Genomic DNA, 11914 nt, shown 5'->3' with positions numbered 1-11914 from the left:
TGAGTCCACTCTACGCTGATGAGGATTGCCTCACACAACCGGCTCAGGCTGCGAGAAGCTCGTCGAAGAACTCCTGCAGATCGATCACGCCGATGAGCGTGTTGCCGTCCATGACCAGGCTGAACTGCGCCTTGGGCCGGTGCGTGAGCGATTCGAGCAGGTGCGGGGCGGTGATGTCCTTGGGCACGCCGATCCACCCGGCCAGGGGACGGGCGACTTCGCCCGCAGGCACGGCTTCGAGGGTCTCTGCGAGCCGGCCCGCGGCGGCGTGGCGGTCGACGAGCCCGTAGGGCAGCCCGCTCTGGTCGAGTACGACGATGAGGGTGCGTTCCTTCGCGTGGCCGAGCGTGTTCGCATAGTCGAGGGTGTCCGCGAGGTCCGCGTCCCAAGTGGCGGCGATCGCCGGCTGGATGACCTGGGACAGATCGTAGGTCTCCATCTTCCTCGCGCGTTTGGCGTGCGTGGCCGCATCGCCTGCGGAGAACCACAGCATGATCGCGATGAGCGACATCCACGCCACGGTCAGCGGTTCCGGCCGTTCACCGGCCAGCAGCGGAGTGATCACCGACCACCCGATGAAGCCGATGGCGATGATGCGTCCGACCCAGCTGGCCACGATCGTGCCCAGGTACTGGGAGCCCGTGATGCGCCACATGATCGCCTGCAGCGCCCAGCCGCCATCGAGCGGGATGCCCGGCAGCAGGTTGATCGCGCCGAGTGCGACATTGGCGAAGGTGACCGCGATGAGCAGCAGCCACGGCACCGAGGTGGGTGTGGCCGCATTCAGGCACCACCATCCCAGCAGAGCGAGGACGATGTTGACGATCGGACCGACGATGGAGATGACGAAGCTCGTGGTCGCGGCCTTGTCGCGGGGATTGTCCACCTGGGGTTCGAACCGCGTGAAGCCGCCCCAGATGTTGAGCTCGATGGCCGCGACCTTCTGGCCGTAGAACTGCCCGGCCACACCGTGGGCGAGTTCGTGGAGGAACACCGAGGCGAAGAGGAGCACCGCATAGGCGAATGCCACGAACCAGGCTCCGATGCCCAGGTCCGGACGGACCTGATTGAGCCATGGGGTGAACAGAATGGTGATGACGATGGCGGCGAGGAACCACGACCAGGCCAGGATGACCGGCGCACCGAGGATGGTGCCCAGGCGCAGGCCCGAGGACGCACCGGGCTGGTGGTTTTTCGCGGCCATTGAAGGGATTCCTCCGGTCGGTGTCGTGGTGATCGATCCACTGAGTGTCGGTTACTCAGCCTAACAGCGTCGGGGCCGCCGCCGCTGGTCGCCACGGCGAGTCAGTCCAGGTCGTTACAGTGGTGGTATGGCCGAGCTCACCAGTCTTTCGCCCTCCCGGGCCAATGACTTCATCCAATGTCCTCTGAAGTTCCGTTTCCGCAGCATCGATCGACTGCCGGAGCCGCCGTCCCAAGCGGCATTCCGCGGCACCGTGGTCCATTCCGTGCTCGAGAAGCTCTTCACCGTTCCGTCTTCCGAACGCACGTCGGAGCTGGCTCAGTCGCTGCTCATGCCCGCCTGGAGCGAACTCGTCGAGAAGGACCCCGCGGTGCTCGAGATCTTCTCCGCCGAATCGGAGAGGGAGACGTTCTTCACATCGGCACGCCGCCTCATCGACTCCTATTTCGTCCTCGAGTACCCGGAGCACCTCGAACCGGACGAGACGGAGAAGTTCGTGCGCACAACGCTCGACAGCGGTCTCGAGCTGCGCGGCTTCATCGATCGGGTCGACGTCGCACCGGGCGGTGAGAAGCGTCTGGTCGACTACAAGACGGGCAGACAGCCCAAGCCGCAGTACGGTCGCGAGGCACAGTTCCAGATGGGGTTCTACGCCCTCGTCGTCTACCGTCTCTCCGGTGAGCTCGTTCACACGCTGCAGCTGATGTACCTCGGTTCGCGCAGTGTGCTGAAATCACACCCGACGATGAGCGACATCGAGCAGACCGAATTCGAGATCGATGCCATCTGGAAGGACATCGTCGCCTCCGCCGAGTCCGATCGGTGGCGTCCGAAGAAGTCACCGCTGTGCAATTGGTGCACGTTCAAACCGCTGTGCCCGGCCTGGGGGAACACTCCCCCGCCGACCCCGGAGATCACGAAGATCGTCGGCGCCTAAGCCGAGCGGACCCCGACCAGTCGGCGCATATCCTCCACCCCGTGGCCGACCAGGCTCGGCCAGAGGATCCGGCCGGGGCGAGGCTCGAGATCGACGAGGTGGGGCACTCCGACGGCGATGGTTCCGGCCGCCTCGGCGCTGGCCAGGCCCGGCTTCGAATCCTCGAGAGCCACGCAGTCCGCCGGATCGAGGTCGAGCAGGGCGGCGCCCCGGAGGTAGGGCTCGGCATCGGGTTTGCCTGCCGAGACCTCGTCGCCGGCCACGAGTCCGACGAAGCTGTCGGGCGGACAGCTGGCGATGACCGCCTCGGCGAGCGGGCGGTAGGACATGGTGACCATCACGCATGGGATCCGCTCCGCGTTGAGTTCGGCCAGCAGCTCGAGCGCTCCGGGACGGAACGGCACGGAGGTCCGGATCTGCGCGATGACGGCATCCATGAGGGTCTCGACGATCAGAGGCGCCGGCAGGCTGAGACCGGCCTCCTGCATCATCGTCGCGGAGGTGAGCAGCTCGTTGCCGACGAATTCGAGTCCCTGCTCCTCGGACCAGGGCAGCCCGTGGGCGTGCATCAGTTCGGTCTCGGCCCTGATCCAGTACGGCTCGGTGTCGACCAGGGTTCCGTCCATGTCCCACAGGACTGCGGCTGGATTCGTCATACACCCAGCGTAGTCTTGGATCATGAGCTTTCTTCCATCCGGGTCCGGGGCACTCGTGTTCATCGCCTTCGAAGGTCAGGATGCCGATGCCTCCGAAGCTGCGAGCTCGCTGGTCAAGGACCTGATCGAGGTCTGGCAGCTGGCCGACAGTGAGATCCTCGACACCGACGGCTTCTACGAGTTCCGCTTCTCCGAGCCGGAGATCGTCCGCGACGAGGATGGGACGGCCTCGATCGCCTGGCCCGGGGTCGCCGTGCACCGCGGCCGCTTCGGTGAGCTCCCGATCACCGTCATCCACGGTCACGAACCGGGGCTGAAGTGGAGGGAGTTCCTCTCCCTCGTCCTCGCTCAGGTCGGCCCCGAGGACTCCGTGGTCCTGCTCGGCGGACTGCATGCCGAGGTGCCGCACACTCGTCCGCTGCCGGTCGTGGCCACGACCGAGGACCCGGACCTGGCGACCGAACTCGATATCGATGCCAATGCCTATGAGGGGCCGATCGGCATCCTCGGGCTCCTCGGCGTCGCCTGCCGATGGCGAGGTCTGCGAGCGATCAACCTGTGGGTGGGAGTGCCGGACTACCTCGCGGAATCTCCCTCGCCGAAGGCGGAGCTGGCGCTGGTCAAGGCGGTCGAACGGTATGCCTCGGTCGAGATCGACATCCATGTGCTCGAGGAGGAGAGCCGCGCGTGGGAGCTCGGCGCCGACGAGCTCGTCTCCCTCAATCCGCATCTGGTGGATCTCGTCAAGGGTCTCGAGGAGCTCAACGACTCCGCCGACCTGCCCGAAGCCAGCGGGGACGCCATCGCGGCCGAGTTCGAACGCTACCTGCGCAAACGCGGCCGCGAGAAGTGACGCCGGGGTTCGGCTGAGGCCTCAGCCGAGCAGGCGGATGCCCAGCAGCGCATCGACGGCGTCGGCGATCCTGTCACCGCTGATGTCATCGACGTCGCCTGCTTCGGAGTCTGCGTAGTGCTCGGCCCATTCGTCGAGGATGCCGAGTGCCCGGGGGCTGTCGAGATCGTCGGCCAGAGCTTCCCGGAGAAGGCCGATGATGTGTCCGCGCAGCCCTTCCCTGCATTCGGATTCGCAGCGCGCTGCGTGTCCCCAGGCCCTGAGCCGGGCCGTGGCCGTCTCGAGTTGGTCTTCGGAGAAGCTCCAATCGCTGCGGTAGTGGTTGGCCAGGATGACGGTGCGGATGACCATGGGGTCGACCCCGCGTTCGCGCAGCTCCGAGACGAGGACGAGGTTGCCTTTGGACTTGCTCATCTTCTCGCCTTCGAGACCGACCATGCCGGTGTGCATGTAGGTCTTCGCCATCGGGACCTCCCGCCAGGCCGCGGCATGCGCTGCGCTCATCTCGTGGTGCGGGAAGATGAGGTCGTTGCCGCCGCCCTGCACATCCACCGGCAGGCCCGCGTACTTGTCGACGATGACGGTGCATTCGACATGCCAGCCTGGGCGCCCGCGTCCGAGGGAGCCTCCGTCCCAGGACGGTTCGCCCTCACGTTCGGCGCTCCACAGCAGCGGATCGATGGGGTCCTCCTTGCCCGGCGTGTCCGGGTCACCGCCGCGTTCGGCCGAGAGTTCCGCCATGGTCGCGGCGTCGTCGTGGCTGACGGTGCCGAAGGGCGGGGTGATCGGGGTCGACACCCGATAGTAGACATCGCCGTTGTCGAGCGTGTACGCCGCTCCCCCGGCGACGAGGTCCTCCACGGCGGCCGCGATCTCGGGCACTGTCTCGACGACTCCGATGAAGCTCTGGGGCGGAATGACCCGCAGGGCCTCCATGTCCTCACGGTAGAGCTGGATCTGAGAGGCGGCGAGCTCCCGCCAGTCGACTCCCGTCGCGTTCGCACGTTCGAGGAGGGGATCATCGACGTCGGTCGTGTTCTGGACGTAGACGACCTCGAGGCCGGCGTCGCGCCAGATGCGATTGAGCAGGTCGAACGCCACATAGGTGGCAGCATGTCCGAGATGCGTCGCATCGTAGGGGGTGATTCCGCAGACATAGAGGCGTGCGGTCTGCTCGCTGCCGCGCAGCCGGCGCGGGCTGCGGGTGCTCGTGTCGAAGACCGTGGGCACCTTTCCGGTGCTGGTCAGACGGGGCAGTTGAGGTTCGGGCCATGACTTCACGGCAACCAGCCTAACCGAGTCTCAGCCCGAGGGCACTTCTGTCCCCCGACCGGTGCGCGCGCGGCTCGGCGCGAGCTCGACGTGGTGTGGCAGCCTGCCCGTCCTCCTCAGATGGGCGGCCAGGGGATGACAGTGCGATCCGTCGGCGCCTCGGGGAAGAACTCACCGGTGAGAAGTGTCTCAGCACGGTCGGCCAGGGCCCTCAGTTCGGCCGCGGACAGGCAATCGGCGAGTGCCGACTCCAGCGCCGTGTCCATCCGGGCGACTTCCTCGAGGGCGTCGATCTCCTCCGCTTGGAAGGAGGTGCCGGAGAATCCCCAGAGAACGGTGCGCAGCTTCTCCTGGGTATGGAAGGTCAAACCGTTGTCGATGCCGAAGGTGCCGATGTCCTCGGTCGCAGTGCTCGGCAGGCAGCTGCCGGTGATGACGTGTCCGGCCTTGCGATCAGCGTTGTTGGCCAGCAGGTCGAAGAAGGCGATCGCCCGCAGACCTTCGGAAACGGCGTGGGAGAGCACGAGATCGCGGCCGTCCTCGGTGCGCAGCGCGAAGATCGGAGTGTGATCGGCAGGGATCGCATTCACCGTGCTCAATGTCACAGCTTCCTCATCTCCCGAGGCCTCGACATAGGCCTGCAGGGAGCCGCGCCCCGCGGGCAGGTCATCGCGCAGCACCGTCGGCGGGACGACGCTGAGGCCGAGGGCGGCACTCAGGCGGTAGGCCGCCACCTCGCGCAGGGCCAGGCTGGCGGGTGGGAAGTCATGCAGAGGCCGTTCCCCGGCGATGGGTTTGTACACCGCCTTGAGCGCCCGACCCGAATGGTCGAGCACGAGCAGCCGGGTGTCGTTGCTGGCCCGCGGGATCGAACCCATCTCGGTCCAGTCCCCCGCTGTCAGCGCGTCGAGGAGAGAGGCATCGTCCATATCGGTTCAGGCGCGCGGAATTCCGTTGGCGCGGGGGCACAGGTGGCCCTCGGGCTCGAGCGGGAGCGAACAGAACGGGCAGTCACCGCGTCCGGCTCCGACGACCTGTTCGCCGCGGCGGGCGAATTCTCGCGCCCCGGCCGCGTCGAGGACGATGCGCAGGACTTCACGTTCGACCTCGTCGTCATCGGGGTCGGCCGAAGTGCCGGCCTGAGCGTCGGCCTCGGTGAGTTCGAAGCATTCGATGACGAGCTCGTGTTCGACCGTGTCCCAGCCCAGGCTCATGGTGCCGACGCGGAACTCCGGTTCGATGGGCACATTGAGCCCGGCATTGTCGATGCGCTCGTCCAGGGCCGTCTGCGGCACCCGCGCCGCAGGATCCTTGATCATGACCATGTCGAGCAGCTCGGTGATCCGGTCGGCCAGAATCTCCACCTGTTCCTTCTCCACGACCACCGTCGTCAGCGAATTGCCGGACTTGGCCTGCAGAAGGAACGTCCGATCTCCGGGCAGGCCGATGGTGCCGACGACGAAACGATCCGGTGCGGGGTGGTCGTACAGAGCTGCCATTCCTTCAGCCTAGTCCAAACACTTACATGTGACTCCGGCCTGGGTTACATTTGAGTCATGAGCACTGATCCTCGTGAGGCCCTGGACGCATTCCTCGAAGCAGTGAGAGAGCACTACGCTGCATCCGCACACCGCACCGGAGACCAAGACTCCCGAGTCGAAGCCGCTTATATGGCTTTGGCCGACGCGTTCGAAATCTATGAAGACGCGATCTACACCGCTTTCGACGAGGTGACTCCCTTCGAACTCTTCGACGACGTCGAGGACGCGAAGGACGATGATGACGACTTCGGCCTCGATGACGAGGACGACTGAGCCTCAGGAGATCTGGTCGAGCACCTCGGCGATCTCATCGGCCAGCGCGACCTCGCTGCCGGTGACCTCCGCGAGCTGAGCGGGAGTGCGAGCCGAGACCAGCGAGCAGGCGATCCCGCGATGCCGATTGAAGGCCAGCGCGATATCGGTCGTCGACACGCCCAGTGCGGTCGCGGCCTTGCGGACTCCGGCGAGCACCCGATTCGACCGGTCGTCGAGGTAGGCTCCCACGTAGTCGCTCAGCTCGCCGGTCAGACGGGAGTCCTGCGGTGTCGCGTTGCGGTATTTGTCGGTGAGCACGCCTCTCCCGAGTCCCGCGCCCGCGATGAGGCCGACGCCGGCGTAGTCCGCGGCGGGCATGAGTTCGTCCTCGGCCTCGCGATTGAGCAGTGAGTATTCGGCCACGGCGCAGGAGATCGGCACTCCTGCTCCGCGCATCTCCGCCAGCTGCCAGCCTGTGTGGTGGGAGACGCCGACGTAGCGGATCTTTCCGAGGGTGAGCAGGGTGTCGATCGCCGAGGCGGTCTCGGCCCTGTCGACCTCGGCGTCGAAGACGTCGAGGACGAGCACATCGAGGTGCTCGCGACCCGTCGTCCGCAGCATGGAGTCGACCTGCGAGAGCATCCGCGACCGCCCGAGGCCGACCTCGATGTGGTCGGGCTCACTCATGGACACGCCCGTGCGGGCCACCACCAGCATTTCTTCGGGAAGTCTCAGCTGTGAGATCACCTGAGCGGCGAAATGGCCGGAGCTGGGAAGCTCGATGACGTTCCCACCTGCACCGTTGTAGTCGTCGACGAGACGCTGGGCGGCCCGGGCGTCCACCCGGTGCCCCCATTCGAAGGTCCCGAGACCCACATCGCTGACTTCCAGACCGGTGGTGCCGAGGCGTTGGTGCTTCATGCTTCTTGAGGTTACCCGATCCGGCGACTACCGTGGTTGCGTTCCCACCCCATCCCATATTCTCAAGGAGTCGTATGTACGACTGGCTGGTCGCCGCTGTGCTCGGAATCGTGCAGGCGCTCACCGAGTTCCTGCCGATCTCGTCCTCGGCGCATGTGCGCATCGTCGGCGAGTTCATGCTCCCGGGCTCGGATCCCGGTGCCTTCTTCACCGCCATCATTCAGATCGGCACCGAAGCGGCCGTCGTCGTCTACTTCTGGCGTGACATCGTCACGATCATCTCGAAGTGGTGCAAGGCACTGGTCGGCAAGCACGACCGGAAGGACCCCGAGGTGCGGCTGGGCTGGCTGATCATCGTCGGTTCGATCCCCATCGTCGTCATCGGTCTGCTGTTCCAGGACTACATCGAGGGTGCGCTGCGCAGCCTGTGGATCACCGCGACGATGCTCATCGTCTTCGGCCTCATCATCGGCATTGCCGACTGGGCCGGGAAGAAGGAGCGCACACTCGAGGACATGAAGTGGGGTCAGGGCATCCTCTTCGGCTTCGCACAGGCGCTGGCGGTCATCCCGGGCGTGTCACGCTCGGGCGGGACGATCATGGCCGGCCGGTTCATGGGATTCGACCGTCCGTCGGCGGCCCGCTATTCGTTCCTGCTCGCGATCCCGGCCGTCCTCGGCTCCGGGTTCTACGGTGTCGCGCAGACTCTCGGCCGCGACGACGAGATGGTTCTGGGATGGGGGCCGACGATCCTGGCCACACTCATCTCATTCGTCCTGGGGCTCTTCGTCATCCATTGGTTCCTCGGCTATGTGAAGACGAGGTCCTTCGGGATCTTCGTCTGGTACCGGGTCGCCTTGGGCATCGCCCTCTACATCCTGCTCGGCACCGGGGTCCTCGCCGCGGTCTGATCGGTTCACCGCAGGCCGCCGCCTCCGACGGCTGCCGACTGTGCGAGCCCCGCGGCTGTGACCGACATCGCCGCGAGCACCGGTCGCGGGCCCGAGTAGTCGATCACGGTGAACGATCCCGGTGCGACGCTCAGCCGCTGGAAGTCATCGAGCGGCATGCCGAGTGCATCGGCGATGACGGCCTTGATGATGTCCCCGTGGGAGACGATCATCGCCCACTGCCGGGTCTCCTCCGGCTCTTCCTCGCGCATCTGGGCCACGAGTCCTCGAACGCGTCCGACGGATCGGTCGGCCGCCTCGGCGATGGACTCGCCTCCGGGGAACCGGGCCTGCGAGGCTCGTTCGATCACGGTGGCCCACAGGGGCTCCTGCCCCAGGTCCTGCAGGGACCGTCCTGTCCAGTCGCCGTAGTCGAGTTCGATCACGGCCCGGTCGACGTCGACCGAGCCGAAGTCCGCGACCTGCCGCGCGATCTCCGCGGTCTGCACACAGCGTTCCAGAGGAGAATGCAGCAGCCGGGTGAAGGAGCGGTTGGGCAGCAGCTGCAGATTCGCCTCGAGCGCGCTCACCCCTTCCTCGGTCAGGAACACACCGGGTGCACGTCCGGCCAGTATTCCGGAGGAGTTGGCACTCGAGAGGCCGTGCCGCAGAAGAACGATGACGGGCATGCTCTCAACATTAGCCCAGATCGTCTAGGGTGGGTCTATGAAACGTCAGCGTCCACGTATGACCTACGAGTTCCGCAAGGTCTCGTTCTCCAAGGATGTCCCTCGCTCTGTCAGCCTGCAGGAGCTCAACGACGAGGCGGAATACGGCAAATGGGAGCTCGCCCGGACTCGGATCTCCGTCGGCGGCGTGCGCACGGTGTGGCTGCGCCGCAAGATCATGCCGCTGACGCTGAGCAGCTGATCGCACACCGGTGAGGTCCCCGTCCCTCGTTCCTGTTCTCGGGGCCGGTCTGGTCACCGTCGTCGCCGGGGCGGCCATGTCCTTGCAGGGGCGCGCGAACGGTCTGCTCGGCCCGGTCCTCGGGCATGCGGTCTTCGCCGCGCTCATCTCGTTCCTCGTCGGGCTCGTGCTCGTCGGCGCTGCCCTGACCGCCTCCCCCCGAGCCCGGTCGGCGGCCGCCCACCTCGCTGAGCTGGTGCGACAGGGCACGCTGCCCTGGTGGCTGCTGCTCGGAGGCCTCAGCGGCGGACTCGTCGTCATCGCACAGGCCTCGACGGTGCCGATCATGGGCGTGGCGATGTTCACCATGGCATTCGTCTCGGGCCAGGTCACCGGCGGCCTCATCGTCGATTCGACCGAACTGCCGCCCGGGGGTCGGCAGCGGCCGAGCGCACTGCGCATCCTCGGCGTCGTCATCGTCCTCGCCGCCCTCGCCTGCGGAGCCAGGGAGCGTCTCCTCCTCGGAGTGCCCCTGTGGGCACCGCTGCTGCCGTTCGCCTCCGGGGCTCTCACCGCGGTCCAACAGGCCTGCAACGGCCGCATCAGATCCGCGACGGAGTCGGCGGTCGTGGCGACGACGGTGAACTTCGCCGTCGGCACCGCCGCGATGGCGCTCGTCTCCGCCGTCCTCCTGCTCACCGGGGTCCCCTGGCGCGGCTTTCCGGCGCAGCCCGATCAGTGGTGGATCCTCCTCGGCGGTGCCTTCGGCGTCGTCTTCATCGGGCTGACCGCGCTCACGGTCGCCCGCCTCGGGGTGCTCCTGCTCAGCCTCTTCTCGCTGTTCGGCAACCTCATGGGTGCCCTTCTGCTCGATCTGCTCACGCCCGTCGAAGGCTCCCTGGTCAGCGCCACGACGGTCGTCAGCGCAGCGGGAGTGCTCGCCGGCATCGTCGTGACGATCATGCCTTCAGCAGGAAGTCGCCGAGGACGCGGGTCCCGAACTTGAGGGCGGAGATCGGCACCCGCTCGTCGACACCGTGGAACATGGCCGGGAAGTCGAGGTCGCCGGTCAGCTGCAGGGGTGCGAAGCCGTACCCGGTGATGCCGAGCTCGGCCATGGATTTGTTGTCCGTGCCTCCCGAGAGAGTGTAGGGCAGCACCGTGGCGGTGGGGTCGTCGGCGAGCAGGCTCGCTTTCATCTGCGCCACCAGCGGAGTGTCGAACGGCGCTTCGAGCGACTCGCCCTCGTCCTCGGCCTCGATGTCGATGCCCTCGCCCGCGAGCTCTTTGAGTTTGAGCATGACATCCTCATGCTGTCCCGGCAGCGTCCGGCAGTCGACGAAGGCGGTGGCGGTGCCGGGAATGACGTTGTGCTTGTACCCGGCGTCGAGGAACGAGGGATTCGAAGTGTTCTGCAGGGTCGGGGCGACGAACTTCTCGACCGAGCCGAGTTCGGCCAGCAGCTGTGGAATCGTCTCGGAGCGGAACTCGATCCCGGTGAGTTCCGCGACCCCTTCGAGCAGCTTCCGAGTGGCCAGGGGGATCTCCTGCGGCCAGGGATGGCTGCCGATCCGCGCGATCGCCGCGGCGAGCCTGGTGACCGGGTTGTCGTCATTGCGCTGGGAGCCGTGGCCGGCGGTGCCGTGGGCGACGAGATTGAGCCAGGCCAGCCCCTTCTCCGCCGTCTGGATGAGGTAGACCCGCTGGCCGCGGATGTCGACGGAGTAGCCTCCGACCTCTGAGATCGCCTCGGTGGCCCCGGCGAAGAGCTCGGGACGGTTGCGCACGAGGTAGCGGGCGCCGTAGTTGCTGCCCGCCTCCTCATCCGCGAAGAAGGCGATGACGAGGTCCCGTCTGGGCTGCAGACCCTGTCGCATCATCTCGCGCACCGCTGCGATGATCATCGCGTCCATGTCCTTCATGTCCACGGCTCCGCGGCCCCACAGCAGTCCGTCCTTGATCACCCCTTCGAAGGGGTCGACGCTCCAGTCCTCGGCCGCTGCCGGCACCACATCGGTGTGACCGTGCACGACGAGTGCGGGAGCCTGCGGGTCCGAACCCTTGACGCGGGTCACGAGGCTGGCTCTGCCCGGGGAGGATTCGATGATCTCGGAGCGCAGGTCCACCTCGGAGAACCACGAGGAGATCAGTTCGGCGGCCGGCAGCTCGGGATTCGCCCGGTTCCCGCCCCAGTTCTGGGTGTCGATGCGGATGAGCTGGCGACACAGTTCGGTGACCTCCGCCTCGGCGGCACTGAAATCAAACACGAGGACTCCCATCGACGGTGATCGGATCACGCGGCGACGCCGCGACCCGGGTGACATACACCACCGTATCCCACGCTGGGCCGTGGGCCGGCCGCCGACCCCGTGTCCGAGAACCGACGGACCGCCGTTTCCGGGTTATAGGCCAAAATGTGTGTATGGGCAGGGCGTGTCGATGCTGGTCTTCACTGGGATCTGCCGCCCCAGCCCTT

Annotated in this window: 14 protein-coding genes; 6 read left to right on the top strand and 8 right to left on the bottom strand. The window is 66.5% G+C overall.

From position 1 onward, the window contains the following. Positions 1–43: 43 nt before the first annotated feature. Positions 44–1204, bottom strand: a complete 1161-nt coding sequence (locus IHE57_RS09470) for a site-2 protease family protein (protein ID WP_209326034.1) — start codon at positions 1202–1204, stop codon at positions 44–46. A gap of 127 nt (positions 1205–1331) precedes the next feature. Here IHE57_RS09470 and IHE57_RS09465 point away from each other — a divergent pair, with 127 nt between their 5' ends. Continuing rightward, positions 1332–2141, top strand: coding sequence for a RecB family exonuclease (locus IHE57_RS09465; protein ID WP_209372711.1), 810 nt, complete (start codon positions 1332–1334; stop codon positions 2139–2141). Here IHE57_RS09465 and IHE57_RS09460 read toward each other — a convergent pair. Then, positions 2138–2797, bottom strand: coding sequence for an HAD family hydrolase (locus IHE57_RS09460; RefSeq protein WP_209372709.1), 660 nt, complete (start codon positions 2795–2797; stop codon positions 2138–2140). The genes IHE57_RS09465 and IHE57_RS09460 overlap by 4 nt on opposite strands. Positions 2798–2819: 22 nt before the next feature. Between IHE57_RS09460 and IHE57_RS09455 the strand changes: the two genes are divergently transcribed. Continuing rightward, complete coding sequence (locus tag IHE57_RS09455) at positions 2820–3650, top strand: proteasome assembly chaperone family protein (protein WP_209324907.1); 831 nt, start codon at positions 2820–2822, stop codon at positions 3648–3650. Positions 3651–3671: 21 nt separating this feature from the next. On the opposite strand, the gene mshC is transcribed toward IHE57_RS09455, so the two are convergent. From mshC to IHE57_RS09440, 3 genes are all read right to left on the bottom strand, one after another. Continuing rightward, positions 3672–4931, bottom strand: coding sequence for a cysteine--1-D-myo-inosityl 2-amino-2-deoxy-alpha-D-glucopyranoside ligase (gene mshC / locus IHE57_RS09450; protein ID WP_209372707.1), 1260 nt, complete (start codon positions 4929–4931; stop codon positions 3672–3674). 107 nt (positions 4932–5038) lie between these two features. Continuing rightward, on the bottom strand, positions 5039–5851 hold the full coding sequence (locus tag IHE57_RS09445; RefSeq protein ID WP_209324905.1) for an SCO1664 family protein: 813 nt from the start codon (positions 5849–5851) through the stop codon (positions 5039–5041). Positions 5852–5857: 6 nt separating this feature from the next. Beyond that, positions 5858–6421, bottom strand: a complete 564-nt coding sequence (locus IHE57_RS09440; protein WP_209324904.1) for a DUF3090 family protein — start codon at positions 6419–6421, stop codon at positions 5858–5860. A gap of 57 nt (positions 6422–6478) precedes the next feature. Here IHE57_RS09440 and IHE57_RS09435 point away from each other — a divergent pair, with 57 nt between their 5' ends. Then, positions 6479–6736, top strand: coding sequence for a hypothetical protein (locus IHE57_RS09435; RefSeq protein WP_209324903.1), 258 nt, complete (start codon positions 6479–6481; stop codon positions 6734–6736). Between the two features lie 3 nt (positions 6737–6739). Here IHE57_RS09435 and IHE57_RS09430 read toward each other — a convergent pair whose 3' ends face one another. Further along, positions 6740–7639, bottom strand: a complete 900-nt coding sequence (locus IHE57_RS09430) for an aldo/keto reductase (protein WP_209324902.1) — start codon at positions 7637–7639, stop codon at positions 6740–6742. Positions 7640–7713: 74 nt separating this feature from the next. Here IHE57_RS09430 and IHE57_RS09425 point away from each other — a divergent pair, with 74 nt between their 5' ends. Beyond that, the gene (locus tag IHE57_RS09425) at positions 7714–8550 is read left to right on the top strand and encodes an undecaprenyl-diphosphate phosphatase (protein ID WP_209324901.1); all 837 of its coding nucleotides are present in this window, start codon (positions 7714–7716) and stop codon (positions 8548–8550) included. A 5-nt stretch (positions 8551–8555) separates the two neighbouring features. On the opposite strand, the gene IHE57_RS09420 is transcribed toward IHE57_RS09425, so the two are convergent. Continuing rightward, positions 8556–9218 carry a histidine phosphatase family protein gene (locus IHE57_RS09420; RefSeq protein WP_209324900.1) on the bottom strand — a complete coding sequence of 221 codons (663 nt, stop codon included), beginning with the start codon at positions 9216–9218 and terminating at the stop codon, positions 8556–8558. 58 nt (positions 9219–9276) lie between these two features. Here IHE57_RS09420 and IHE57_RS09415 point away from each other — a divergent pair, with 58 nt between their 5' ends. Then, positions 9277–9459, top strand: coding sequence for a DUF5703 family protein (locus IHE57_RS09415; RefSeq protein WP_135540909.1), 183 nt, complete (start codon positions 9277–9279; stop codon positions 9457–9459). 10 nt (positions 9460–9469) lie between these two features. After that, positions 9470–10444, top strand: coding sequence for a DMT family transporter (locus IHE57_RS09410; RefSeq protein WP_209372705.1), 975 nt, complete (start codon positions 9470–9472; stop codon positions 10442–10444). Here the strand turns inward: IHE57_RS09410 and IHE57_RS09405 are convergent. Continuing rightward, positions 10398–11717, bottom strand: a complete 1320-nt coding sequence (locus tag IHE57_RS09405; protein WP_209372905.1) for a M20/M25/M40 family metallo-hydrolase — start codon at positions 11715–11717, stop codon at positions 10398–10400. The two genes, IHE57_RS09410 and IHE57_RS09405, sit on opposite strands and share 47 nt — an antisense overlap. Positions 11718–11914: the final 197 nt, after the last annotated feature.

Origin of the sequence: Brevibacterium renqingii (assembly GCF_017808105.1) — a bacterium.
GTDB lineage: Bacteria > Actinomycetota > Actinomycetes > Actinomycetales > Brevibacteriaceae > Brevibacterium > Brevibacterium renqingii.
The sequence above is the reverse complement of the archived record's forward strand: the minus strand, read 5'-3'. Positions and strand labels throughout refer to the sequence as shown.